We start from the raw sequence: 25,215 nt of genomic DNA, 5'->3' as shown, positions 1-25,215 counted from the left end.
AACGGTGCGGGCCGGGGAGGCCGGGTCAGACCGGCCAGGTCGCGTAGCGGCGCATGCCGTACAGCAGGGGCGCGGCCTCGGCGGCCGGGACGTGGGTCTCGGTGTGCAGGACCTCGCCGATCACGATGGTGTGGTCGCCGGCCGGGACCGTCCGCGCGACGCGGCACTCGGCGGTCGCGTGGGCGTCCTGCGGCAGTACCGGCAGTCCGGTGAGCAGCCCGGGCCGCCAGGGGACGGTGGTGAACCGCTCGGCGGCCGGACCGGCGAACGCCTGGGCGGCGCGTCGCCCGCTGCCGTGCAGGAGGTTGACGGTGAAGGCCCCGCGGGCGGCGAGGACGGGCAGGGTGCTTCCGCCGGCCGCCGCGCACACCAGCAACTGCGGCGGATCGAGGGAGACGGAGCACAGCGCGGTGCAGGTGAAGCCGTACGGTGTGCCCCGCGCGTCGGCCGTGGTGACGACGGCGACCCCGCCGGGGTGCGAGCCCATCAGGGCCCGGAAGGCGTCGTGCGGCACGGCGTGTTCGTCTTCGGCACGGGGCGCGGGGGGCATCGAGGCCGTGGTGCTCGCGGGGGTCACCACGAGAAGGTCCGGGCGTCGTAGAGGTTGACGCCGGTCGCGGCCTTTCCGAGGTACTCCAGGCACTCGTGCGGCTTGGCCGGCATCACGTGCGCGAACTGGACCTCGCGGATCAGCCGTTCCAGCGTCTGACCGCGGCTGACGGCGGCCGAGCCGCACAGCCTGAGCGCGTCCTGGGCGAGTCGCGGGCCGGTCTCGCCCACGACGTACTTGGCGGCGTGCACCATGGCGTTGGCCTCCAGGCTGCCGCGTTCCGCGGTGACCAGGTCACCGGCCTCGTGAACGAGGGCGCGGGCGGCCCGCAGACGGGCGGACATCCGGCCCAGTTCCTGCTGCACGACGGGTGAGCCGGCGCGGCCGGGGGCGGCGGTGACACGGTCCACGGTGTGCCGGTAGAGGGCCTCCGCCATGCCCAGGTAGGCGCCGGTGTAGCCGGCGAACATCCAGTGGGGTTCGCGCACCACCTTGAACAGGGACATGCCCTCGACGCCGAGGTAGAGGCGGGAGCGGGGCACGATCACCTCGTCCAGCGTCATTGGCGCGGTGCTGGTGCCGTACATCGCCGACATGTGCCGCACCGGGCCGAAGCCGACGCCCGGGTCGTCGGCGGCGACGACGAAGTGCGAGACCTCGGCGGTCTCCTCGGCGTCCCCGTCGGCGGCGGCCACGACGTAGTAGTCGGCGGCGCCGGCCAGGGACACGAAGTCCTTCCTGCCGTTGAGGACGTAGTGTGTGCCGTCGTCGGAGCGGCGGTAGCGGGTCCGCATGCCGCGGAGCTTCGCGCCGCGTCCGGCCTCCGAGGTGGCGGAGGCGAACATCTTGCGCCCGTCCACCACCTCGCCCAGCATCCAGGTCCGGAAGGCGTCGGCGGCAGGGGACAGCCGGGTCCCGGCGGCTTCGGCGAGCGCGCCGATCACCACGTGGTGCATGTTGAAGCCGAGGGCCGCGGCGCCGTGGTGCGCGCCGAGTTCGGCCAGCACCCGCCAGTAGTCGCCGAAGCCGAGGCCGGCGCCGTCGGCTTCCCGGGGCACGAGCAGGGCGAGCAGCCCGGACTCGCGCAGGACGCGGTAGGCCTCGTGGCCGTCGTCGTCCGCGGTGTCGGTGCCGGCGGCGAGCGGGGCGATCGCGGAGCCGGTGTCGGCGGCGAGTTTGAGGAGATCGTCGAAGTGGGTCGGCAGCGTCATCGATGTCCTTGGGGGGTCGGTTCCCGGCCGGTGGGTGGGTCGTCGGCCGGTCGGGTCTCGATCGGGCGGTTGCCGACCGGGTCGGATGCCGGCCGGTCGGGTGTCGGGCCGGTCGGATGCCGGCCGGTCGGGTGTCGATCGGCCGGTTGACGGGTGAAGGGCCGTCGTCCCGTCAGTTCTCGACGGGCAGGCCGAGTTGCCGTGCCACGGCCACCCGCAGCAGGTCGTTCGGACCGGCGTAGGTGAGGGCCGCCATGGGGCTCGACAGGTCCGCGGCGAGGTCGAAGCCGGGCAGGAAGGCCCGGACTCCGGACAACGCGGTGGCGTGCTCGGTCATCCGCACGTAGTCCTCGGACACGGAGATCTTGGTGAGGGCGGCCTCGGCGGCCAGCTGCCGGGCGGGAGTGCCGGCGTCGAGCCGGGCGGCCATCGCGTACAGCTGGACGCGGGAGCGGTGCAGCGCCAGGGCCATGTCACTGACGCGTGCGGCGACCTGGTGACTGGCGCCCATGCGCCGGCCGAAGTGGTCCCGTCCGGCGGCCCACTCGACGGTGCGCGTCAGCAGACGGTGCATCGGGCCGAGGGCGTACCCGAGGATGACGGAGCGCTCCCAGGCGGTGGTCGAGGCCATCACCGCCAGCCCGGAACCCTCCTCGCCGAGCAGCGCGCCCGCGGGCAGCCGGGCGCCCTCGAAGATCAGCTCCCCCATCGGCACGGTCGGCAGCGCGGTCTTGGCGAAGGTCTCACCGCGCCGGACCCCCGGGAGATCGAGGGGAAGGAGGAACGCCGACAGCGCGAACGGTGAGCGTCCCCGGGCGGTACGGGCGAAGACGATCGCCCGGTCGGCCACGGGCGCCGCGGTGATGAACGTCTTCGCGCCGTCGAGCACGAAGCCGTCGGCGTCGCGCACGGCGCGGGTCTCCATCGAGAACGGGTCGCTGCCGCCCCCGCGTTCGGTCAGCGCGTGGCAGAGCAGGGTCCGGCCGTCCTGGACGTCGGCGACCGCGTCCCAGGCCGCTGCCGGGAGCGTGGCCCGCAGCGGGAACTGCATCCCGAAGACCTGGGAGGCCAGCGCGTAGCACAGGCCCGGGTCGACCCCCGCCAGCCCGATGCCCTCGATCACGGCGAGCGCGCGGGTGACCGGACCGGGCGCCGCGGCGTCGGGCGGGGCGAGGCGGAGCACACCGAGGTCCGCCATCGCCCGCCACCCGGCGGTGAAGTCCGCGTCCCGGATCCGCTCCGCCACCGGCGCGGCCAGGTCCCGGTGGGCGTCGACGACCGCTTCGGTCTCCGGTGCGCACGAGCGCGGTGCCGCGATGGTCGTCGCGCTCATGGGCGGCCCTCGACGGCGAGGCTCTCGATCGCGGCCCACAACGCCTTGGGGCTGCGGAAGTTGGCGGCGACGATCTCGGTGTCGGGCAGGGTGACGCCGGCCTCCTTGTCGAGCGCCGCGACGATCTCCATGATCGCCAGCGAGTCGACCAGGCCCATCTCGAGGAGCGGGGTGTCGGCGGTCAGGGAGCTCGCGTCCTCGCCGGGGCCCCAGGTGATGCGGCTGCCGATCAGGGCGCAGAGTTCTTCGACGCTGTTCATACGGTGACGTCCTCCGGGTGCGCGGGGCCGGCCGTGCCGCTCAGGGCGCGGCGGTCGACCTTTCCGCTGGTGGTGGTGGGCAGGGTGGTGAGCGGTACGACGCGGTCGGGCAGCATCCGCTTGGGCAGTACGCCGCGCAGCGCGGCCAGGACCTCGTGTTCGGTGGCGTCCGTCTGCGCGTAGGCCCAGATCTCCCCGGTGCGGGAGCCGTCCGGACCGTCCGGGCCGTGGGAGCCCTCCTTGGCGACGACGGCGGCGGTGACCACCTGCTCCAGCTCCAGGACGGCGTTCTCCACGTCCATCAGATCGATGCGGTGGCCGCGCCGCTTGACCTGGTGGTCGCGCCGGCCGCGCAGCAGCACCTGTCCGTCGGGCCGCATCCGGCCGAGGTCACCGCTGGCATAGGCGCGGCGGGCGACGCCGTCGCGGAAGACGGCGGTGACGGTGGGGTCCTCGGGCGCCCCGCCGCGCAGGTAGCCCTGGAAGACGACGGGCCCCGCGATGTGGATCTCGCCCTCGCCGTCCGTGGGCCGGCCCTCGTCGTCGAGCACGTCGACGTGGACGCCGTCGATGCCCCGGCCGATGGGCAGTTCCCGGCCGGCCGTCCAGTCGGCCGGCACCCGGTAGTAGGTGCAGGCGTTGGTCTCGGTGGGGCCGTACAGGTTGTAGAACGGCACCCCGTCGAACAGCCTCAGGTACCGCTCGAGCAGTTCGGGGGCGAACGGCTCCCCGCCGAAGGCCGCGATCCTCAGGGTGGCCGGCGGGGCGTCCGCGACACCGCCCTGCTGGAGCATGGCGTGGTAGAGGGACGGTACGGCCATGAAGGCGGTGACGCGCTGTTCGGTCAGCCACGCGACGACGTCCCGCGGGAAGACCCGCAACGGGTCCGGCATCAGGACCGTACAGGCTCCCGCGGCGGCGGCGCTGAACAGGTCGAAGGTGGTCAGGTCGAAGGTGAGGGCGGCCTGCGAGCCGATCCGGTCGTCCGGGGTGAGCCCGAACTCGCGCGCGGCCCACAGCGCGTAGTGCGCGACGTTCTCGTGCGAGAGCAGGACGCCCTTGGGCCAGCCGGTGCTGCCGGAGGTGAACAGGATGTAGCCGCCCCGGTCGGCCGGCGGGGGCAGTGGCGCGGGCCGCTCGTCGGGGCCGAGGCAACGCAGCAGGTGCAGGCCGTGGTCGAGGGCCTCCGCGGTGGCCGGCGCGTCGTCGCGGGTGCGGCCGTCGCGGGCGCGGACCACGGCCCGGCGGGCCCCGGTCAGGGTGCGGTCGACGGTCAGCAGCGCCGACAGACCCGCGTTGCGGATCATCCGGGCGGTTCGCTCCGGCGGGTCCGCGGTGTCCAGCGGTGCGGCCACCGCGCCGGCCCGCAGCACCGCGTACAGGGCGACGACGGTGGCGGGGGTCTTGGGCGCGTGGACGCCGATCCGGTCGCCGGGGGCGACGCCGGTGGCGGCCAGCCGGGCGGCCAGCGCGTCGACGGCCCGCTCCAGCCGGGCGTACGTCCAGCTCTCGCCGGCGCCCTCCAGGGCGGTGCGCCCGGGGTGGTCGCGTGCGGCGCGGGCCAGCAGGGCGTCGAGGCGGGGCGCGGTCGTCGCGGTCACCGGCCGGCTCCCGCGGACGGTATCCGGTCGGTGTGCGCGGTGTGCGCGGAGGGGGCGGCGGCGGCGAAGGTGGCGGGTTCGGCGAGGAACCCGCGGACGGCGTCGACGACGAGTCCGGGCCGGACCAGATGGGGGTAGTGGTCGCAGCCTTCGGGGACCAGGCGTACGAACGGGCCGTCCACCGCGCGTTCGACCGCGTCGACCTGGGCCAGGGTGCCGTACTCGTCCGCGTCGCCCTGGATCGCCAGCACCGGTGCGGTGACGTCGAGTTCGTCCTCGATGGACCAGTCGCGGAAGGCGGGCGACAGCCAGACCCCGCTCCAGCGGTCGAACACCCCTCGGGGGTCGTCGTGCACCATGGCCAGCTTCCGGGCGAGCGGACCCGCCGCGTAGGAGGCGCGGGCGTTCTCGATGCCCCGGCGGTTCTCCTCCTCGAAGTACAGGTGCGGGCCCATCCCGACGACGGCCCGTACCGGGTGCGCCGACGCGTGCAGCAGCGCCATGGAGGCGCCGTCGCTGTGGCCGACCAGGACGGGGCGGCGCATGCCCAGCGCGTCGAGCAGCTCCGGCAGCACCTCGTGGGCGTGCTCGTGCATGTAGCGGTCGGTGCGGGGGAGCGGGTCGGGTCCGCTGCCGCCGTGGCCGTGGCGGGAGTAGACGAGGGCGCGGCGTCCGGTGGCGGCGGCGAGCTGGGCGGGGAATCGTCCCCAGGCCGCGAGGCAGCCGAGTCCGCCGTGCAGGAAGACCAGGGGGGAGAGGTCGGAATTGCCGTCGATGACGACGTGTTCCAAGGGACCGTTGCGCATGGTGATGACCGGCACAGCACAATCCTTCTCAGTGTTTACGGTGGCGGAGCGGGCATTCGGGCAGGGCGCGCGGACGGCGCGCCGTGCCGGGACCCGGTGACGCGGCCGAGGCCCCGGCAATGCGCCGGGAAGCCGAACGGAAATAGTTGAGGGAATAACCATCGGGGGTGGCGGACATCGCGTCCGCAGGACGGCCGGGACGCCGGTGCCTTTACTCGCCCTTTGGTCGATCTTTGCGCCATGTCGATTGACGGTGCGCGTCAATATCGCTGCACAGTAACCCCGTTGCCGTCGAGCGCACGGTCCGCCCGGCGGCACCACGAAGACTAGACGCCGCGCAAGGTGTGGGAGAAATGACGTTACCGAACCACCTATACGCTCAACGAATGAATGTCGAACTGCGTCACCTCCGTTGCTTCCTGGCCGTTGCCGAGGAGGGGGGTTTCACGGCCGCCGCACACCGGCTGCATCTCGCCCAGCCGACCCTGACGCGCAATATCAGGACACTTGAGGAGTCTTTGGGCGTGCGGCTTTTCGAGCGCACCACCCGCAGAACGGAACTCACCGGCAAAGGGGAGGCCCTGCGGGAAGCCGTCGTCCCGCTCCTGCGTCAACTCGACTCCGCGCTGACCGACCTGCGCAACGGGGACACACTGCGCGTCGGGTTCAGCTGGGGACTGCCCGAGGGCCTGTCGCGGCTCGCCGCCCGGTTCACGGAGGCGACCGGCACCGGGGTCGAGTTCATCCGCTGCGACACCCCCCGGGCCGGACTCGACACCGGCCGGGCGGACGTGGCCCTGCTGCGCAGCACGCCGCTGCCGAAGGGGCTGCGGGGTGTCCTCCTCTACGAGGAGCCGCGCAGTGCGGCCGTCCCCGCCGGCTGGAAGCTGGCCGAGCGCAGCGAACTCGACTGGGCGGAGCTGGCCGGGCTGCCGCTGATCGTCAACACCGTCAGCGGCACCACCTTCCCCGACATGTGGCCGGCCGGCAGCCGGCCCGTGGTCGGCTCCGAGTGCCGCAACTTCGACGAATGGCTGGAGCAGGTCGCCGTGGGCCTCGGCGTGGGCACCGCACCCGTCTCCGCCGCCCGCCGCTACACGCACCCCTCCGTGCGCATCATGCCGCTGACCGGCGCACCCACCGTGCCCGCCTACCTCACCTATCCCTCGCACGGTGCCCACCCCCAGGCCGCCCGCTTCACCGACCACGCCTGGCGCGCCGCCGAGGAGTTGCAGTCGGCCTGACCGGCGGCCGGGACACGGGGCCGCGTCCGCGGCCCCCGAGCGGCGTCTCATCACGATTCGTGATCGTGGCCAGAGCGAACTGCGTCTTGGACGGCCCCGCACCCGGTGCTGGACTTGGACCACAGCGACTCCCCGGCCCACGGCGCCGGGGCGTACGCCGTTCGTCCGCAGTCCAGAACGAGCCCCGGAGCACGTCATGCCCCTGATCCACGTGCAGCAGACCCCCGGCAAGACCGCCGAGCAGAAGAGCGAGCTGGTGCGCGCCCTGACCGACGCCTATGTGAGCGCCACCGGCAGCAAGCCGGAGAGCGTGTGGGTGACGGTGCAGGAGATCGCCACCGACAGCTGGTCGATCGGCGGGGACACCCTCGCCGCCCGCGCCGCCAGGAGCTGACGGCCCGCAGCCGCCGTTCCCGCCGGGAACCGTCCCCCTCGTTCCCGCCGGGAACGGCGTTCCCCTTCGCAGAGAGTCGCCATGAGAACCGCATCGACACCGGTACCGAGACCCGCGCGGACGTCCTACGGGCTGCTGCTGGCCGTGCTGTGCTCGCTGAACGCCGGTGGTCTGTTCGCCTCCGACATCAACCTGCCGGGCGTGCCCGACACCGCGCAGGCCTTCGGTGCCCCGGTCGCGTCCGTGCAGTGGACGTTCAGCGCGTTCATGATCGGCATCGCCGTCTCGCAGGCGGTCTACGGTCCGATCTCGGACGCGTACGGGCGCAAGCGCGTCATCGTCTTCGGGCTCGGCCTGTTCGTCGCCGCGTCCCTGGTCTGCGCGGCGGCCCCCACCATCGAGGTCTTCGGGGCGGGCCGCCTGCTCCAGGCGCTCGGCGCCGGGTCCGGCATGGTGCTCGGACGGGCCGTGATCAGCGACCTGTACGAGGAGAAGGACGCGGCGAGGACCTTCGCCACGGTCATGCCGATCGTGGGTGTCTCCCCGTCCGTCGCGCCGTTGATCGGCGGCTATCTGACCTCGTACGTCTCCTGGCGGGCGCCGTTCGCGGTGACCGCGCTGATCGGGCTGGCGACGCTGGTCGTGATGGTCGCGCGCATCCCGGAGAGCCTGCCGCCGCAGCGGCGCAGCAAGCACCTGGCGGCCACGCTCAAGGGCTACCCCGGCCTGCTGACCCGCCCGCTGTTCTGGGCCTACACCGTCAACCTCGCTGTCGCCTACGGCGGTTACTTCGGCTACCTGGCCGCCTCGCCGCTGGTCTTCCAGAAGATGGGCCTGGCGACCGAGACGACCAGTTACTGCTACATCACCGTCTCCGTCGCCTACGTGGCGGGGAACCTGACCTCGCGCGCCCTGGTCCGCAGGCGGCGCATCGACGAACTGCTGTGGGCCGGCCACGGGTTCTTCCTCGCCGGCGCGCTGCTGATGCTCGGGCTGGGACTGAGCGGCGCGGGCGGGCGGTGGGGCCTGCTGGTGCTGGTCTTCATGCCGGTGATGACCTTCGGCAACGGCTTCCTGCTCCCGCTGTCGATGAGCGCCGGGGTGACGGCCTTCCGCACGACGGCCGGCTCGGCGTCCGGGCTGATGGGTGCGCTGCAACTGCTCGGCGCCTCGCTCGGCATCTACCTGACCAGCAGGCTGCCCGCCGGTGACCTCCTCGCGCTGGGCTGGTTCGTGCTGGCCGCGTCGGCGGTGGGCGTCGTCCTGTTCGCCCTGTTCCTGTGGCTCGCGGCCCAAGGACGCGCGACCGGGAGCCCCCGGTCCGACGACACCGCGACCGCCCCGCCGGTGGCGACCGCCGCGACCGGCGCGGGCGAGCGTCCCAAGGAGGTTCAGGAGGCCGTCGCCGAGTAGAAGGACCGGACCGGTTCCGTCGCGGCATCGGCGAAATCCTCACCGAACCGCCACCCGAAGAACCCGTCGTGTCGCGCTCCGCCGTGAGCGGCCCTCCTGGGGGAGGTGCCGCTCCGCGGTATGCGAGGATTTCCCTCGCGGCGCCCCCACCCGCCTGTGTTCGGCATATTCCGTAAAGGGGTCGCCGGCCGCAGAGGGGGACACCGTGGAACTGCGTCAGATTCAATACTTCGTCGCGGTCGCCGAAGACCTGCATTTCGGCCGCGCGGCCGAACGCCTGCATATCGGCCAGCCCGCGGTCAGCCAGCAGGTGCGCCGCCTGGAGCGCGAGCTGAGCGCCGAGCTCTTCGACCGCTCGGGCCGCACCGTCACCCTCACACCCGCCGGCCGGGCACTGCTGCCCGAGGGCCGTGAGGTGCTCAGGGCGATGGACTCCTTCGCCGCGACGGCCCGGCGGCTGGCCGCCCAGGGCGACGCCACCTTCCGCGTCGGCATCAGCTCCGCCCTCGGCCGGCGGCTCGACGACTTCCTGGACGCGCTGCCCGACCGGGGCGCCGGGACCCGCTTCGAGTTCCAGACCCTGGACGCCCACACCCGGCTGGAAGAGGTGCGTGCCGGACGCCTCGACGCGGCCTTCGTCCGCGGCCTCGAAAGCGCCCCTGGCCTGCTGCTTCTCAGCCTCTGGCAGGACCCGCTCGTGGTGGCGCTGCCCGCCGCGCACGCGTTGGCCGGCCGGGACCGGCTGCGCCTGGCCGACCTGGCCCGCCTGCCGCTGCGCATCGCCCCCCGCGCCGAGAACCCCGTGCTCTTCGACACGGTGGTCCTCGCCTGCCGCAAGGCGGGTTTCGAGCCCTCCCTCGGCCCGCCCTCGACCGGTCTCCAGGAGACCCTCGCCGAGATCGGCGCGGGGGCGGGCGGCTGGATTCCGATGTACCCGGCGGCGGCCGGCACCGTCTCCTCGCGCCGCGTCGCGGTGCTGCCCCTCGACGGCGAGCCCGTCGCCATTCGCATGTCCCTGGCCCTGCGGGCGGACGCGGATCCCGAACGGCTGAAACTGCTGACCGAAACCAGTGCACGCGTGCGCGGGAAGTCCGCGGGTAAAGAGACCTCCGCCTGATTCTTTACCCGGGCATTAAGGTCGCGCTCGCATCGTGGGATAGCGTGTCCCGTGTCGAAGAACTTCCTTCAGCATGACGCTGGTTGAATACCGAAGTTCTTCGCGGTTTATCAACGGGGTGATGCGGAGCGGGTCCATCGGGACCCCCCGCAACAGAATGAACGGTTTCCCAATTCTTTGTCGGCCCGCGCGGAAAGCCGCGCGGGCCGTCGCCCCGCCTGCTGCATGCGCCATTCATGGAGGGGTAGAAATGGTCATCAATCTTGATGTGACGCTGCGCGACGGCGGCTACCGCAACAACTTCGACTTCCCGCTCGACTACGCACGCCACCACGTCCGGGAGAGCGTCGCGGCCGGCATGGAGTGGATCGAGATCGGCTACCGCAACGGCTCGTTCAAGCCGCGCCCGGGCATCGGCCGGACCGGACTGGGCGCGGACGACTACATACGCGCCCTCGCCGAGGTCGTCCCGCCGGAGCACCTGTGCATGATCGTGCACCCGAAGAACATCACCGAGGAGGACCTGCCGCGCATGTACGAGGCGGGCGCGCGCATGGTGCGCTTCTGCCTGCCCTCCGGTGCGCCCGAGGCCGGACTCGCCCTGCTCGCCCAGGCCGTGGACCTCGGGTTCACCACCACCGTCAACATCACCCGCGTCAGCCAGCTCGACGGCCGCCGCCTGGCCGAACTGGCCGCCATGTCGGGCGACTCGGGCGCCGACGTCGTCTACCTGGCCGACTCCAACGGCAGCATGCTGCCGCGCGAGGTCTCCCGGCTGGTGACCCTGGTCCGTTCGGTGACCGACGCGGCCATCGGCCTGCACGCCCACAACAACCTCGGACTGGCCCTGGCCAACGCCATCGCCGCCGTGGAAGCGGGGGCGACGTGGATCGACTCCTCCGTCCTGGGCATGGGCAAGGGGCCGGGCAACCTCGTCACCGAACAGTGGCTGGCCTACCTCGGCCGGCGCGGGCGCACCGAGGGCCACGACCTGGGCCGGATCCTCGCCCTCGCCCACCGCATGGAGGGCGAGTTCGCGGAAGCCGCCCCCTCCCTGCCGCTGCCCGACCTGGTCCTGGGCCACTTCGACCTGTCCGTCGAGGAGCGCGCCAAGCTCCCCCAGGGCCGTATCTCGGACGCCTTCTCGGCGGCCCGCGAACTCACCGCCACCGGCGCCCGGTGACCCGGCCCGGACCACCGTCCGAGCCCACGCACGACACGGCGCCGGTCCCGGCCCACGCCGTGCTGGGTCCGGCCGGCGCCCCGCGCCACGCGATCGTCCTCGCCCCCGTCCTCGCCCGGTGGGACCACGGCGCGTTCTTCCGGCGGATCGCCGGCCCGTTCCTCGACTCGGGCCACCGGGTCACGATCCACGACACCCTGTCCCTGCTGCGCGACGGCGACGACCTGGGGAGCCTCGTGCACCGCTGGGCCCGGTACCTCGCACCGCGGGAGGACCCGGGCCCGGCGTCCGGCGCGCACGGTCCGTCGGGGCACGCGCCCCCGGACGTCCTCGTCGGCAACGCCCTGGGCGGCGCCGTCGTCCAGGGCATGCTCGGCGAGGAGTGGACCCACCGGGCCAAGGTGCTGCTGCTCTCCGGACCCACGGTCGCCGACCACCGGCTGAACACCACACTCGAACGCATCGCCGCGACGGCCGACGCCGAGGGCCTGCCGGCGGCCACCCGCCTGCTGGAGGACGTGGTGCGCGGACCCGACGAACCGGCCGCCGCCGCCCACCGGCGGCCCGCCGCGCCGAACGCCCCCGCCCGCACCGCCGCGCCGGCAGCCCCCGCCCGCCCCACGGCGGCCGACGAACCGGCGGCGGCCCGCCGGCTGGCCGCCGGACTGCGGCTGCTGCACGACGCCGACGCCCGGCACCCCGTACGGGACTTCCCGGGCCCGCTGCTGCACGTGTACGGCGAACGGTCCCGGCTCGTCGGGCGCGAACACCTGGCGACGGGACCGCTGCCGCACCACCGACTCGTCGCCGTACCGCGGGCCGGGATGCGCCCGCACGCCGACCGGCCGGACCTCGTCCGGCACACCCTCACCCGCTTCCTGGGAGCTGAACTCACATGAACCGCAAGACCGTCGCCGTCCTCCCCGGCGACGGAATCGGACCGGAGGTGCTGGACGCCGCGTTGCCGGTGATCGACGCCCTCGACCTCCCCCTCGACCTCGAATTCGGCGACATCGGCTGGGAGTGCTGGCGCGCCGAGGGCACCCCCGTCCCGGACCGCACCTGGGACCTGATCGACCGCAGCGACGCCGTACTGCTCGGCGCCACCACCACCAAACCGCGCGGCGAGGCACTGGCGGAACTCGCCCCCGAACTGCGCGCGAGCGCACCGCGGTACGTCTCGCCGATCATCCAGCTCCGCCGCCGCCTGGACCTCTTCGCCAACCTGCGCCCGGTGGAGAACTACCTCGGCGGCACCACCCCGTACCGCTACTGCGTGGTGCGGGAGAACACCGAGGGCCTGTACGCGGGGCTGGACTTCAGCCCCGTGCCCGACGCGCTGTGGCCGCTGGTCGCCGACCACCCCAACGTCCGCCGCTCCACCCGCACCGGGGCCGCCGCCTCCGTCCGCCTCCAGACCGCGCACGGCCTGGACCGCATCCTGCGCTTCGCCTTCGAGACCGCCCGGGCCCACGGCTACGGGCGCGTCACCCTCGCCGACAAGCCCAACGTCCTGCGCGACTCCAGCGCGTACGTCCTGAACCGCCTCGAAGACATCGCCGGCGACTACCCGGAGATCCCGTACGAGGTGCTCAACGTGGACGCGGTCGCCCTGTGGATGACCCGGCGCCCGGAGCGGTTCGGCGTGATCGTCGCCGAGAACATGTTCGGCGACATCCTCTCCGACCTCGGCGGCGGCGTCATGGGCGGACTCGGACTGGCGCCCAGCGCCAACATCGGCGAGAACGGCAACTACTTCGAACCGGTGCACGGCAGCGCCCCCGCCCTGGCGGGCCGGCAGCGCGCCAACCCCACGGCCGCGTTCCTCACCGTCGGGCTGATGCTCGACCACCTCGGGTTCACCGAGGCGGCGGGCGCGGTCAAGGACGCCGTACGGCACGTCACCCGCCGGCGCGACCGGGTCACCTACGACCTGGGCGGCACGGCCACCACCGCCGAGGCGGCCGAGGCGGTCGTCGACGCCTGCCGCGCGCTCCCGCAGGCCCCCACCGCGGCCGTCGTCACCGTCGGCGACGAACTCCTGCGCGGCGACCTGGAGGACTCCAACGCGGGCCACGCCTCCCGCCTGCTGGCCGAACGCGGCATCCCGGTCCGCGCCCGGCACACCGTGGGCGACGACGAGGCCGGCATCGCCGACGCGGTCCGCTCCTGCCTGGGCCGGGACGACGTCGTCGTGGTCATGGGCGGACTCGGCCCCACCTCCGACGACGTGACCCGCGCCGCCGTGGCCCGGGCGCTCGGCCGGCCGCTGGAACACCGGGAGGAGGCCTGGCAGGCCGTCGTGGCCCGCCTGACCCGCTTCGGCGTCGCCGTCCACGACGACAACCGCCGCCAGGCGCTGTTCGCCGAGGGCGCCGAACTGCTGCCCAACCCCAACGGCACCGCCTGGGGCTGCCGCGCCGAGACGCAGGGCAGCACCGTCTTCATGCTCCCCGGCCCGCCGCGCGAATGCCTGCCCATGCTGGAGGAGTCGCTGCGCGACGGCCTGCCCCACATCCCCCGCCCGCCCGAGACCACCACCCTCTTCCGCCGCACCCTCGGCGTCATCGAGGCGGACGCGGCCGCCCTGGTCGACGCCCTGGTCAAGGAGTACGGCGGCCCCGCCAGCACCGCCTACCGCTGGCACTACCCCTACGTCGACATCCGCGTCACCTGCCCGCCCGAGGACGCCGCGGACCTCGCGCGGCGCCTCGACGCCACGCTGGCCCGCCACGTCGTCACCGACCGCGACCGCACCGCCGTCCAGGAGCTGGCGTCCGTGCTGGACGAGCACGACGTCGTCCTGGACGTGGACGACCGGCTGACCGGGGGCCTCTTCGCCGCCGAACTGGCCCGCGCCCGCGCCACCGGCGACGGCTCCCGCTCCCTGCGGGTCACCCTGTCCGGCCGATGGGACGGCGGAGACCGGACGACCTACACCGGCACTGTCGCCCTGGACTGCACGGTGCACGACGGGACGGACGAGCGGACGGACACCCTGACCGTCCCCAACCGGGGCGCCGAAGTCACCGCCTACGCCGCCCAGTACGCCGCCTGGACCCTCACCCGGCACCTCACCGGCCACCCCCACCCGAAGGACCCCGCATGACCACCGCCACCGCACCCTCTGGTGACACCGGCGAGCTGCGCCGGAGGCTCGCGCGGCTGGACACCGCCGCCCTCTCCGACGCCATGGACAGCCTGCGCACCCCGCCGTGCGTCCTGCCGGGCATCCGCCCGCGCACGCCGGGCACCCTCGCCTGCGGCCCGGCCTTCACCGTCCGCTACCGCCCGCTGGACCCCGACGCCCGGGGCTTTCGCAACGCGGCCGACTACATCGACGAGGTACCGGCCGGCTCCGTCGTCGTCGTGGACAACGGCGGCAGCCTCACCTGCACCAACTGGGGCTCCCTGCTCAGCTCCGTCGCCCTGCACCGCGGCGTCTCGGGCACGGTCGTCCACGGCTCGGTGCGCGACGTGGCGGAGAGCCGCGCCGCCGGCTACCCCCTGTTCAGCACCGGCGTCACCATGGTCAGCGGCAAGAACCGGGTCGTCCTGGACCGGACGGGCGTGAGCGTGGACGTGGCGGGCACCACGGTCGACCCCGGGGACTGGATCGTCGCCGACGACAACGGCGCGCTGCGCGTGCCCGCCGCGCTGGCCGGAGAAGTCCTGCGCCGCGCCGAGGCGGTCGACCGCACCGAGGCACGCATCCGCGCCGCCGTGCTCGACGGCGACCGGCTCGACGGGGCCCGCGCCCGCTTCGGCTACGCGCGCCCGTGGGAGGACGAGGACGGGGGCCGCCATGACGGCCGCTGACGGCGGGGCGCGGACCGCCCGCTTCGTCGACGTCCACTACCACTGCGGCCCCGACGCGTATGTGCGCCGCCACACCGCGACGGCCGCGGCCGCGCGCTACGCCGAGCACGGCGGCTGGGTCGTCCTCAAGAACCACCTGGGATCCACCGCCGCCCAGGCGTGGGAGGCCCGGCAGCAGGGCCTGCCGGTCTCGGGTTCGATCGTCCTCAACGACCTGGCCGGCGGCTTCGACCCCAGGGCGGTGGAACAGGCCGTCGTCCAGCACGGCGAGGACAGCGGCCTGCGGCTGATCGTCCACCTGCCCACCGTCACCGGCCGGGCGCACCGCAGCCGCCTGACCCGCACCCCCTCCCACCCCCTGCTCGCCGGCGGCCAGCGTTCGCTCACCGTCACCGACGACAGCGGCACGCTCCGTCCCGACGTCCGTGAACTCCTGCGCGCCGCCCGGGACCTCCCCGTGGTCGTCTCCACCGGACACGCCGACGGCCACGAGGTGCGGCTGCTGATCGAGGAGGCCGTACGGCTCGACCTGCCCCGTCTGATGCTCAACCAGCCCGCCAACCCGATGACCGGGCTGACCTGCAAGGACCTCGCCGATCTCGTCGGCGCGGAACAGGTCTTCACCGAGCAGACCGCCCTGACCCACCTCCTCGGCTACCAGCCCTGGAGCGATCTCGCCGACGTCCTGACCCTGCTGCCGAGGGTCGTCTACAGCTCCGACCTGGGCCAGCCGTCCCAGCCGGACATCACCCCCTGGCTGACGCAGAGCGCCGAGTGGTTCGAACGGGCCGGCCTGACCCCGCGACGCGTCCAGGAGGTCACCCGGGACACGCCCCTGGCGATGCTCTCGCTGTGAGTCAGTACGAATCCGAGGAGGGCGCCGACGCGATCGACCTGATCGCGTCGGGCCCCACCCGGCAGCACCCCCCGACCAGCCGGGCCCCGGCCGCCCGCCACTCCCGCACCAGCCGGGGCGCGAACAGGGAACGCCCCCGCCAGGCCCGCGCCCGCGCGTCCCAGACCTCCCCGCTGTTGGGGTAGGCGACGACCGGCTTCCCGGTGACCCGGGCGGCGGTCCGGACCGCGCCGGACACGTCCCCGGGAGCACAGCAGTTGACGCCGACCGCGACCACCTCCTCCGCGTCGGCGGCCAGGGCGAAGGCCTCCTCCAGCGGCCGGCCCGCGCGGGTACGGTCCCCGTCGACGGTGTACGACAGCCAGGCGGGCACCCCCAGACCGCGCACCGCCCGCAGCAGCGCCACCGCCTCGTCGGTGTCCGGGACCGTCTCCAGCGCGAGGACGTCCGGCCGTGCGGCGGCCAGGACCTCCAGACGGGGCCGGTGGAAGCGTTCCAGCTCGCCCACGTCGAGCCCGTACCGACCCCGGTACTCGGAACCGTCCGCGAGCATCGCCCCGTACGGTCCCGCCGACGCCGCCACCCACCGGCGGCGGCCCGCCCGGCCCGCCGGGCCCACCCGCGCCCGGCGGGCCGCCTCCCGGGCCGACTCCACACTGAGCGCCAGCAGTTCGGCCGCCCGCTGCCCGCCGATGCCGCGCCGGGCGAAGCCCTCGAAGGTGGCCTGGTAGCTGGAGGTGATCACCACGTCGGCGCCCGCCTCGAAGTAGGCGAGATGGGCCCGCGTGATCGCCTCCGGGTCGTCGGCGAGCAGCCGCGCCGACCACAGCGCGTCGCCCAGGTCGTGCCCGGCCGCCTCCAGCTGGTTGGACAGCCCGCCGTCGAGCACGAGCGGGCCCGAGGCGAGGGCGTCGGCGAAGTCGCTGGTCATGCCACGAGGCTACGACGAGCCCACCCGGGTTCCGGGCCCTTGTCCCCCGTGCGAGCTACACACAGGTGTCCACCGTGAGGTGACGATCTCCGGCCGCCGGATCCGTAGCGTCCATGGCAGCCCGCGGCACTCGAGTCACGGGCCCTACCAAGGAGTTCCCGTGAGATTCGTGTGGCAGTTCCTGGCCGTGCTGGCGGCCTACGCCCTCGGCGGCATCGCCGTCCAGGCGGTGAAGGACAACGACTGGCTCACGCTGGTGGTCGGTCTCACGTCGGCCGCGCTGGTGGTGTTCGTGTACGCCTGGGTGGTGCGGCGGACCGAGCGCCGGCAGGCCCTGGACGTGGCCCGGGAGGGCGCCGCGGCCAAGGCCGGCTGGGGGGCACTGATCGGCTTCGGACTGTTCGGGGCCGTCATCACGAACCTCTTCGCCTCCGGGTACTACGAGGTCGACGGGCTCGGCTCGGTGCAGGGGGCGATCGGGCTGGTCGGGTTCATGGCCGCCGCCGCCGCGACCGAGGAGGTCGTGTTCCGCGGGGTCCTGTTCCGGATCATCGAGGAGCACATCGGCACGTACCTCTCGCTGGGCCTGACCGGCATCGTGTTCGGCCTCATGCACCTGCTCAACGAGGACGCCACCCTGTGGGGCGCCCTGGCCATCGCCGTCGAGGCCGGCTTCATGCTCGCCGCCGCCTACGCCGCCACCCGCAACCTGTGGCTGGTGATCGGCGTGCACTTCGGCTGGAACTTCGCCGCGGGCGGCGTCTTCAGCACCGTGGTCTCCGGCAACGGCGACAGCGAGGGCCTGCTCGACGCCACGGTGTCGGGCCCGAAGCTGCTCACCGGCGGTGACTTCGGCCCCGAGGGCAGCGTGTACTCGGTGGGCTTCGGGGTGCTGCTCACCCTGGTCTTCCTGTGGCTGGCGCACCGGCGCGGGAACATCGTGGCGTTCGGCTCGCGACGGCGTGCCGCGGGTGTCGACTCCGCGGCTACACTGCCCCGGTGATCGATCGCCGAGGGATCGTGGAGCGGTGGCACCGGCTCGACGTCACGGTCCGGGACCTCCCGCTCGGGATGCTGCTGCTCCTCGCGTCGCTGGTGCCCTCGCTCCAGGGGCAGGGCACGGAGATCGGCGGCCTGCCGACCCGCCCCGCCGACGCGCTGGCCGGGGTGGCGGCCGTCCTCCAGTCCGTCCCCCTGGCCGTGCGGCGCCGGTGGACACTGGTCTGCCTCGCCCTGGTCTCGGTCGGCTTCGCCCTCGACCAACTCCGCGGCTACCACCTGTTCGCGGGCGCCGCGCTCCCCATCGTGCTGATCAACGCCGGCTCCCACCAGGAGAAGCACCGGCGTGCCACGCAGATCGCCGGCACCCTGGCCTACGTGGCCATGGCCGTCGGGCTGAACGCACGCGGCGGCGACGAGACGCTGGTCGAGTACGTGACCTTCTACCTGATCCTCGCCCTGGCATGGGGCGTCGGCGCGTGGATGCGCTCCGCGCGCGCCGCGGAGGACGAACGCCGCAGGCGGGTCGCCGAGGACGCCCGCACCGCCGAACGCACTCGCATCGCCCGTGAGTTGCACGACGTCGTGACCCACCACGTCACGGCGATGGTCGTCCAGTCCGAGGCGGCCCGCTACCTGACCGCCGCACCCGACCGGCTCGACGAGACGCTGGCCGCCGTCAGCGACACCGGCCGCCGCGCCATCACCGACCTGCGGCACCTGCTCGACCTCCTCAACCCCGACCACGGCACCGCCGAGCCCAGGACGCCACCCGTCGGCCGGGTGCTCACCCTGGTCGAGCAGACGCGCCGGGCCGGGCAGCCGGTGGAGTTCACCGAGGAGGGCACCCCGGCGGCGGCCACCGGCAGCTCCGACCTCGTGGCCTACCGCGTCGTGCAGGAGGCCCTGACCAACGCCCTCAAGTACGACCACGGCGCCCAGACCTCCGTCCTGGTGCGCCACGGAGAAAGAGAGATCACGGTGGAAGTGGGCACGGACGGCTCCGGCACGGGGGCCGCGTCCCCCGGCGGCAGCGGGCGGGGCCTGGCCGGCCTGCGGGAACGCGTCGACGTACTGGGCGGCGAGTTCAGCACGGACCGTCCGGGGGGCGGCGGATTCGTCGTCCGGGCCCGGATACCCGGGGGGAGCACGGCATGAGCGCGCCGGTCCGGGTCGTGATCTGCGACGACCAGGCACTGATCCGCACCGGCCTGGCGACGATCGTCGACGCCCAGCCCGACCTGGAGGTGGTCGGAGAGTGCGGGGACGGGCAGGCCGGGGTCGACCTGGCACGCGAACTGCGCCCGGACGTCGTGGTGATGGACATCCGCATGCCGGTCCTCGACGGCCTCGAAGCGACCCGGCTGCTGGCCGGCGCCGGGGTGCAGCACCCCGTCAAGGTGCTCGTGGTCACGACGTTCAACCTCGACGAGTACGTCTACGAGGCGCTGCGCGCGGGCGCCAGCGGCTTCCTGCTCAAGGACGCGCCCCCGGACCGGCTGCTGCACGGCATCCGCACCGTGGCCATGGGCGCGGCGCTCCTCGACCCCGACGTGACACGCCGCCTCGTGGGCCGCTACGCCGCCCGGATCCGGCCCGCCGAGGGCGGCACGACCCGCGACATCCCGCTCACCCCCCGGGAGATGGAGGTCCTGCGCCTGATCGCGGACGGGCTCTCCAACAGCGAGATCGCCGCGGCCCTCGTGATCAGCCCCGAGACCGTCAAGACCTTCGTCTCCCGCATCCTCACCAAGCTCGACCTGCGCGACCGCGTCCAGGCGGTCGTCTTCGCCTACCGGCACGGGCTGGTGACCTGAGGCCCCTACCGGCCGCTCAGCCCTGCAACCTGCCGCGCATCTGCGACAAGCGCCGGTCGAAACGCGCGTTGTACCAGGCCAGCCAGCCCAGGAAGACGACCCCGAGGCCTAGCATCATCGTTCCGGCGCCGACCGAGCCGGAGACGTACCACAGGGCCGACGTGCCGAAGAAGATGAGGGCCAGCACGGGGAACGCCCACCAGCGGTGGCGCCGCAGCCGCTCCTGACGCGAGTCGACGAACGCCGCCATCGCCCGCCGCCGCTCCGGGTCCCGGGGTGCCGGCCCGCCCTTGAGGATCCGCCGCTCCATGGCGGGCACGTCCTCCGGTTCCGTACCCACCCTTCCGGCGTCGCGCACCCGCCGGCGGCGCACCCACCACACGATCCAGGCGGCGGCCGGCACCGCGCCCACCAGGGCCGACGGCCACGCCGTCACGCCGTGCAGGACCAGCTGGACCCCGACGCCCACGGCCAGGGCGGTCCCGCCGATGCCCCACAGGCTGTCCTGCCACCGCAGCCGCGGACGGTCTTCGCTTCTCTCTTCGCTCGCCATGTCACCTTCCATGGAGAAGACGTGCACGTACAGTGCCGACCGGGTACCCGTGTTCCCCCGGAACACTTCGGCCGGCGCCGAACCAACCGGGCCCTAGCGTGCGGGACATGAACCACACGCCAACCGTCACGACCCCCCGCACGCCCGCCGCCGCGGTCACCGGCATGGTCGACCACGTCCTTGCCCTGGCCGCCACCTGGACCCGCTGGGACGGTCGGCCCGCCCACAGCGACGGGCGCGTCCACACCCCGCACAAGGCGATCCGCCGGGTGGCCGACCACATGATCGACCACCTCGCGGAACTGGAGGCCCGGCTGGCGGGGGAGGAGACGCAGCCCGACCACTGGCACGCCTCCGCGGTCACCACGGACGCCGACCGCGCCCGCTTCACCGGCGAGGACCTCGACGAGGCCCGCAGCCGCCTCACCCGGCTCGCCCGGATCTGGGCCAACCGCCTCGACGCGCTCACCGACGAGCAACTCGACCACTCGCCCGGCGAAGGCTGGAGCTTCCGCGAACTCGCCGTCCACCTGACGGAGTCCGTGTACTACGCCGACTCGGTGGGTGACCTGTCGTGACCGCGTTCGGCCGGCTCCACCGCCCCGGCGAGCCGTTGCTCCTCCCGTGCGCCTGGGACCACGCCTCCGCGCTCGCCCTCGCCGGGCAGGGCTTCCGCGCCGTCGGCACGACCAGCCTCGGCGTCGCGGCGGCGGCCGGGCTGCCCGACGGGGCGGCGGCGACCCGCGACGAGACCCTGCGGCTGGCCCTCACCCTCGGCTCGGCCCCCTTCCTGCTCTCCGTCGACGCGGAGGACGGGTTCAGCGACGACCCCGACGAGGTGGGGGAGTTCGCGCGGCAACTGGCCGCGGTCGGCGCCGTCGGCATCAACCTGGAGGACACCCTCGGGCCCGCCGCCCGGCACGCCGCGAAGATCGCCGCGGTCCGCCGGACCGCCCCCGGCCTGTTCGTCAACGCCCGTACGGACACGTACTGGTCGGGCGACGGCGACTGGTCCGACACTCTGCGGCGCCTGGACGCCTACCGCGAGGCCGGAGCCGACGGCGTCTTCGTCCCCGGCCTCACCGATCCCGCCCGCATCGCGTCCCTCACCGCCCGCTTCGACGTCCCCCTCAACCTCCTGTACACGCCCGCCGGCCCCGCCCTCGCGCACCTCGCCGACCTCGGCGTGGCCCGCGTCAGCCTCGGCTCGCTGCTCTACCGGCGGGCGCTGGGCGCCGCCCTGGAAACGGCCGCGGACCTCCGGGCGGGCCGGGATCCGGGCGGTCCGGCGCCGACGTACGACGAGGTGCGGGCGCTGACCGGCTAACCGGCGGCCCCCTCGCACTCCCCGTCCCCTTCCGCCCGCGGCCAGTTCTCCAGCGCCACGTGCAGGGCGTCGACCGCCTTGTCCCAGGACGCCCGCACGTCGCGCGGGGCGCCGAAGCCCCCGGAGGCCTCCAGCGCGCAGTAGCCGTGGAAGGTGGAGCGCAGCAGGCGTACGGCGTCGGTGAGGTCGGGTTCGGTCAGGCCGTAGGCGCGCAGCATGCCGTAGGTGATCTCGGCGGTGCGGCGCAGGGCGGGGGAGTCGGCCACCAGGGCCTGGTCGACGCGGATCTGGGTGGCGGCGTAGCGGCCGGGGTGGCGCAGGGCGTACGCCCGGTAGGCGCCGGCGAAGGCGGCCAGCGCCTCCTTCCCGGCCCGGCCTGCCACCGCCTGCGCGATCTCCTCGATCAGCTCCCCGCCGGCCAGCAGGGCGACCCGGACCCGCAGGTCCTGGAGGTTCCTGACGTGCGTGTACAGGCTGGCGTCGCGCACGCCGAAGCGCCGGGCCAGGGCGGAGACGGTGACGCCGTCGAGGCCCTGCTCGTCCGCGAGATCGGCGGCGGCCGCGACGACACGCCCGGTCGTGAGGCCGAGTCGGGGCACGGGACCACCTCCCCAGTGACGGCGCCTCCGGCCGACCGGGCGAGGAGGCGGAAGACCCGGACCCGAGGGGCTCCGGGTGCCACCCTATTACGCCGTCCCGGCACGTCCCCCTTGTTGCCCGCCCGGACCCGGCGCGGCTAGTTTTCCCGGCACCGTGTCCCCCTCCGCCCCCACGTTCGGAGCCGTGCATGACCGATCCCGTCCTCCGCCGCGCCGAGGCCCCCGTTCTGGTGGGGCGCACGGGAGAACTGCACGCGGTACGGGACGCGCTCGCGCATCCCCCGGCGGTGGTGCTGGTGGAGGGCGAGCCCGGCATCGGCAAGACCCGGCTCATCCGGGAGGCCCTCGGGCACGCCTCGGTACGCGGCCGGACCGTGCTGGCCGGGGGCTGCCACCCGCTGCGCGAACCCTTCCCCTACGGGCCGGTGTTCGAGCTGCTGCGCCGCCTGGAGGGCCGCCTGCCCTCGGGACTCAACCCGGTGTGCGGGGCGCTGCGGCCCTATCTGCCCGAGCTGGGCGACCGGCTGCCGCCCGCGCCCGAGCCGCTCGCCGACCCGGGCGCGAGCCGGCACCGGCTGTTCCGGGCGGTGCGGGCGCTGTTGGACCGGGTCGGCGGCGCCGTGGTCGTCGTCGAGGACCTGCACTGGGCGGACGAGGGCACCCGGGACCTGGTGCGGTTCCTGGTGGACGACCCGCCGGCCGGACTCGGCGTGGTGCTGAGCTACCGCCGCGAGGAACTGCCCGGCACCGGACTGCCGCTGGGCCGCGCCTACCGGCAACCGCCGGGCACCACGGCGGTCCTGGTACCGCTGGGCCCCCTGGACGTACCGGCCGTGCGCAGCATGACCGCGGCCCTCACCGGCAACGCCCGGATACCGGCCGCCCTCGCCGAGGCACTGCACGAACGCACCGCCGGCATCCCCTTCGTCCTGGAAGAGGTCGTACGGTCCCTGCCGGGAGGCCTGGACGGCGCGGACCCGCTGGACGCCGTCGGCGTACCGACCCGGCTGCACGAGGCGATGGCCGACCGGATGGCCCTGCTGTCCCCGGCGGCCACCGCCTGTGTGCGGGCCGCCGCGGTGCTGCGCGTCCCCTCCGGCGAGGAGCTGATCGCGACCGTGACCGACGCCGGGACGGACCGGGACGGCGAGCCCTGGGCGGGGCCCGCGCTGCGCGAGGCGCTCGCCGCCGGCGTGCTGCACGAACTGGGGCCCGACCGCTACGGGTTCCGGCACACCCTGGCCCAGCAGGCCGTCTACCGCAGCATCCCGGGACCCGCCCGCCGCGCCCTCCACCGGCGGGCCGTGCGGGCCCTGGACGGCGTCCGGCCGCAGCCCGTCGTGCACCTCGCCTACCACGCCAAGGAGTCCGCCGACACCGCGGAGTGGCACCGCTACGGAGAGGCGGCCGCGCGGGCGGCACAGCGCATGGGGGACCTGGCCCTCGCGGTCCAGCTGCTGGAGGACCTGCTGGCCGACGCCCGCCTGGCACCCCTGGCGCGGGCCGAACTGGCGACCCGGCTCAGCCGCGCCGCCGTGCACAGCGTCTCCCACCGGCACGCCGCCGAACTGCTGCGCCGCATCGTGCAGGACGACCGCCTGCCGGACCCACTGCGCGGCGAGATCCGGCTGAACCTCGGCCTGCTGCTGCACAATCACGCCGGCGACTACGAACAGGCCCGCGCCGACACCGAGATCGCCGTCGAGGAACTGCGCGCCCGCCCCGCCCTCGCCGCCCGCGGCATGGCGGCCCTCGCGCTGCCCGGCTGGGGCGACCACCCCTACCCGGTGTACGAGCGGTGGGTGACCCGCGCCGAGGCCCTCGTCGCCGAGGAGGCCGAGGAGGCCGGTGAGGCGGACGCGGGACTGCGGATGGCGGTGCGCGGCAACCACTTCACCCTGCGCGCCGGCCGCGGCGACCCACGCGTCTGGGAAGAGGCCGAACAGGCCCTGCGGGAGGGCGAACGCACCGGACCCGAGGTCCGTATGCAGGCGGCCCGCACCTGGGGCAACCTCGCCGACTACGCGGCCTGGCTGGGCCGGGACACCCTGGCCCGCCGCTACTGCCGGGAGGCCGAGCGCCTCGCCGACGAGCAGGGGGCGACGTTCGTCGCGGGCATCGCGGCCGGCACCGGACTGCGCCTGGACTGGCACGGCGGCCACTGGCGGGAACTGTCCGCGCACGCCCACGGCATCCTGCGGGACAACCCCGGGGTGGCACCCGTCGCCGCCGACGCCCAACTCGTCCTCGGCCAACTGGCGCTGGCCCGGGGCGAGTGGGAGGAGGCGGCCGCCCGGCTGGACGCCGCCGGTCTCGCCGACCCGGACAACGCCCCCGCACCGGTCCTCGCGTCCGCGTCCGGCGCCCGCGTCCGCCTGCTGCTCTCCCGCGGGCAGACCCACGCCGCCTGCGCCCTGGCCGACCGGGCCGTGGCCCGCGTCCGGCGCAAGGACATCTGGGCCTGGGGTGCGGAACTCACGCCGATGGCGGTGGCCGCGTACGTGCGGGACGGGCGCCGCACCGAGGCGGAGGGGGTGGCCGGGGAACTGGCCGCCGGTGTCGCGGGCCTGGACGTGCCGCTCGGCCGGGCCGCCGTGGACGCCTGCCGGGGCATCCTGGCCGCCGCCGGCGGACGGCACGAGGACGCCGCGCACGCCTTCGCCGCCGCCCGTGCCGGATACGCCGCGCTGCCCCGGCCGTACGCCGCCGCCCGCGCCGGAGAGGCCGCCGCCCGGGAGGCGCTGGCACTGGGCGACCCGGACACGGCGCCGGACATGGGCGTCGTCGCCGAGGAGTTCGCCGCCCTCGGCGCCACCCGGGACGCCGCCCGCTGCCGCCGGGTGCTGCGCGGCACCGGCGTGGTGACGCCCTCCCGGCGCGGACGGCGCGGCTACGGCGACGCCCTCTCGCCCCGCGAACGCGAGGTGGCCCGCCTGGTGTCCCTCGGCCACACCAACCGGGAGATCGCCGACGTGCTGTTCCTGTCGCCGCGCACCATCGAGCAGCACGTCGCGAAGGTGCTGCGCAAGCTCGGCGTCTCCTCCCGGGCCGACGTGCCGGCCGAGGTACCGGCCGACGTGCGGGCCGGCGGCGCGTCGAATACGTAGGGGATACCTACCGCTCCACGGATTGTTCGCGCACCCCGCCCGGCGGAGGGTGAGCCCGCCCGGTTCCGGCGGCTCCCCCCTCCGGAACCGTTCCC

General features: G+C 74.3%; 24 protein-coding genes. 15 read left to right on the top strand and 9 right to left on the bottom strand.

From position 1 onward, the window contains the following. Positions 1-25: 25 nt before the first annotated feature. The 6 genes from OHA99_RS06770 to OHA99_RS06745 all read right to left on the bottom strand — a co-directional run bounded on the left by OHA99_RS06770 (position 26) and on the right by OHA99_RS06745 (position 5,776). Positions 26-577: a flavin reductase family protein gene (locus tag OHA99_RS06770; RefSeq protein ID WP_405694689.1), complete on the bottom strand. Its 552-nt coding sequence runs from the start codon at positions 575-577 to the stop codon at positions 26-28. Continuing rightward, a complete protein-coding gene (locus OHA99_RS06765; protein ID WP_405694687.1) occupies positions 574-1,761 on the bottom strand; it encodes an acyl-CoA dehydrogenase family protein in 1,188 nt (395 codons plus the stop codon). Before OHA99_RS06765 ends, OHA99_RS06770 begins: the two co-directional genes overlap by 4 nt. 172 nt (positions 1,762-1,933) lie before the next feature. Next, positions 1,934-3,094 (bottom strand): acyl-CoA dehydrogenase, encoded by a 1,161-nt coding sequence (locus tag OHA99_RS06760; protein WP_366471212.1) that lies wholly within the window; start codon positions 3,092-3,094, stop codon positions 1,934-1,936. Further along, a complete protein-coding gene (locus OHA99_RS06755; RefSeq protein WP_087789116.1) occupies positions 3,091-3,354 on the bottom strand; it encodes an acyl carrier protein in 264 nt (87 codons plus the stop codon). Before OHA99_RS06755 ends, OHA99_RS06760 begins: the two co-directional genes overlap by 4 nt. Then, entirely contained in the window at positions 3,351-4,955 is a 1,605-nt protein-coding gene (locus tag OHA99_RS06750; protein ID WP_405694683.1) for an amino acid adenylation domain-containing protein, read from the bottom strand. Before OHA99_RS06750 ends, OHA99_RS06755 begins: the two co-directional genes overlap by 4 nt. Then, positions 4,952-5,776: an alpha/beta fold hydrolase gene (locus tag OHA99_RS06745; RefSeq protein WP_405694681.1), complete on the bottom strand. Its 825-nt coding sequence runs from the start codon at positions 5,774-5,776 to the stop codon at positions 4,952-4,954. Before OHA99_RS06745 ends, OHA99_RS06750 begins: the two co-directional genes overlap by 4 nt. 338 nt (positions 5,777-6,114) lie before the next feature. Here OHA99_RS06745 and OHA99_RS06740 point away from each other — a divergent pair, with 338 nt between their 5' ends. The 9 genes from OHA99_RS06740 (at position 6,115) to OHA99_RS06700 (ending at position 15,787) form a co-directional block, all read left to right on the top strand. Further along, positions 6,115-7,005, top strand: coding sequence for a LysR family transcriptional regulator (locus OHA99_RS06740; RefSeq protein WP_153177307.1), 891 nt, complete (start codon positions 6,115-6,117; stop codon positions 7,003-7,005). Positions 7,006-7,201: 196 nt separating this feature from the next. Continuing rightward, positions 7,202-7,399, top strand: coding sequence for a 4-oxalocrotonate tautomerase family protein (locus tag OHA99_RS06735; protein WP_164382398.1), 198 nt, complete (start codon positions 7,202-7,204; stop codon positions 7,397-7,399). Positions 7,400-7,480: 81 nt separating this feature from the next. Further along, on the top strand, positions 7,481-8,812 hold the full coding sequence (locus tag OHA99_RS06730) for a multidrug effflux MFS transporter (protein ID WP_164382396.1): 1,332 nt from the start codon (positions 7,481-7,483) through the stop codon (positions 8,810-8,812). Between the two features lie 205 nt (positions 8,813-9,017). Continuing rightward, the gene (locus OHA99_RS06725; RefSeq protein WP_405694678.1) at positions 9,018-9,929 is read left to right on the top strand and encodes a LysR family transcriptional regulator; all 912 of its coding nucleotides are present in this window, start codon (positions 9,018-9,020) and stop codon (positions 9,927-9,929) included. A 250-nt stretch (positions 9,930-10,179) separates the two neighbouring features. Then, positions 10,180-11,112, top strand: a complete 933-nt coding sequence (locus OHA99_RS06720; RefSeq protein WP_164382394.1) for a 3-hydroxy-3-methylglutaryl-CoA lyase — start codon at positions 10,180-10,182, stop codon at positions 11,110-11,112. Beyond that, a complete protein-coding gene (locus OHA99_RS06715) occupies positions 11,109-12,011 on the top strand; it encodes an alpha/beta fold hydrolase (protein ID WP_405694676.1) in 903 nt (300 codons plus the stop codon). The genes OHA99_RS06720 and OHA99_RS06715 overlap by 4 nt, the downstream gene beginning before the upstream one ends. Beyond that, positions 12,008-14,221 carry an isocitrate/isopropylmalate family dehydrogenase gene (locus tag OHA99_RS06710; protein ID WP_405694674.1) on the top strand — a complete coding sequence of 738 codons (2,214 nt, stop codon included), beginning with the start codon at positions 12,008-12,010 and terminating at the stop codon, positions 14,219-14,221. Before OHA99_RS06715 ends, OHA99_RS06710 begins: the two co-directional genes overlap by 4 nt. Then, positions 14,218-14,931, top strand: coding sequence for an RraA family protein (locus tag OHA99_RS06705; protein WP_366471217.1), 714 nt, complete (start codon positions 14,218-14,220; stop codon positions 14,929-14,931). Before OHA99_RS06710 ends, OHA99_RS06705 begins: the two co-directional genes overlap by 4 nt. Beyond that, complete coding sequence (locus tag OHA99_RS06700; RefSeq protein ID WP_381499553.1) at positions 14,918-15,787, top strand: DUF6282 family protein; 870 nt, start codon at positions 14,918-14,920, stop codon at positions 15,785-15,787. Before OHA99_RS06705 ends, OHA99_RS06700 begins: the two co-directional genes overlap by 14 nt. 1 nt (position 15,788) lies before the next feature. On the opposite strand, the gene mmuM is transcribed toward OHA99_RS06700, so the two are convergent. Further along, positions 15,789-16,718: a homocysteine S-methyltransferase gene (gene mmuM, locus OHA99_RS06695; RefSeq protein WP_405694671.1), complete on the bottom strand. Its 930-nt coding sequence runs from the start codon at positions 16,716-16,718 to the stop codon at positions 15,789-15,791. Between the two features lie 160 nt (positions 16,719-16,878). Here mmuM and OHA99_RS06690 point away from each other — a divergent pair, with 160 nt between their 5' ends. The 3 genes from OHA99_RS06690 to OHA99_RS06680 are packed head-to-tail and all read left to right on the top strand — an operon-like array spanning position 16,879 to position 19,534. Continuing rightward, positions 16,879-17,721, top strand: coding sequence for a CPBP family intramembrane glutamic endopeptidase (locus tag OHA99_RS06690; protein ID WP_164382384.1), 843 nt, complete (start codon positions 16,879-16,881; stop codon positions 17,719-17,721). Further along, on the top strand, positions 17,718-18,875 hold the full coding sequence (locus tag OHA99_RS06685; protein ID WP_405694670.1) for a sensor histidine kinase: 1,158 nt from the start codon (positions 17,718-17,720) through the stop codon (positions 18,873-18,875). Before OHA99_RS06690 ends, OHA99_RS06685 begins: the two co-directional genes overlap by 4 nt. Then, a complete protein-coding gene (locus OHA99_RS06680; protein ID WP_153177295.1) occupies positions 18,872-19,534 on the top strand; it encodes a response regulator transcription factor in 663 nt (220 codons plus the stop codon). Before OHA99_RS06685 ends, OHA99_RS06680 begins: the two co-directional genes overlap by 4 nt. A gap of 16 nt (positions 19,535-19,550) precedes the next feature. On the opposite strand, the gene OHA99_RS06675 is transcribed toward OHA99_RS06680, so the two are convergent. Further along, positions 19,551-20,087, bottom strand: a complete 537-nt coding sequence (locus OHA99_RS06675; protein ID WP_405694668.1) for a hypothetical protein — start codon at positions 20,085-20,087, stop codon at positions 19,551-19,553. Positions 20,088-20,194: 107 nt separating this feature from the next. On the opposite strand from OHA99_RS06675, the gene OHA99_RS06670 reads away from it, so the two are divergent. Then, positions 20,195-20,665, top strand: a complete 471-nt coding sequence (locus OHA99_RS06670; protein WP_164382380.1) for a hypothetical protein — start codon at positions 20,195-20,197, stop codon at positions 20,663-20,665. Continuing rightward, positions 20,662-21,414 carry an isocitrate lyase/phosphoenolpyruvate mutase family protein gene (locus tag OHA99_RS06665; protein WP_282882570.1) on the top strand — a complete coding sequence of 251 codons (753 nt, stop codon included), beginning with the start codon at positions 20,662-20,664 and terminating at the stop codon, positions 21,412-21,414. The genes OHA99_RS06670 and OHA99_RS06665 overlap by 4 nt, the downstream gene beginning before the upstream one ends. Here the strand turns inward: OHA99_RS06665 and OHA99_RS06660 are convergent. Next, the gene (locus tag OHA99_RS06660; RefSeq protein ID WP_153177291.1) at positions 21,411-22,013 is read right to left on the bottom strand and encodes a TetR-like C-terminal domain-containing protein; all 603 of its coding nucleotides are present in this window, start codon (positions 22,011-22,013) and stop codon (positions 21,411-21,413) included. The two genes, OHA99_RS06665 and OHA99_RS06660, sit on opposite strands and share 4 nt — an antisense overlap. 188 nt (positions 22,014-22,201) lie before the next feature. Between OHA99_RS06660 and OHA99_RS06655 the strand changes: the two genes are divergently transcribed. Next, positions 22,202-25,120 carry an ATP-binding protein gene (locus OHA99_RS06655; RefSeq protein WP_381499538.1) on the top strand — a complete coding sequence of 973 codons (2,919 nt, stop codon included), beginning with the start codon at positions 22,202-22,204 and terminating at the stop codon, positions 25,118-25,120. Positions 25,121-25,215: the final 95 nt, after the last annotated feature.

The organism is Streptomyces coelicoflavus (assembly GCF_045041415.1).
Lineage (GTDB): Bacteria > Actinomycetota > Actinomycetes > Streptomycetales > Streptomycetaceae > Streptomyces > Streptomyces coelicoflavus.
This window is presented reverse-complemented; position numbering and strand designations above follow the sequence as displayed.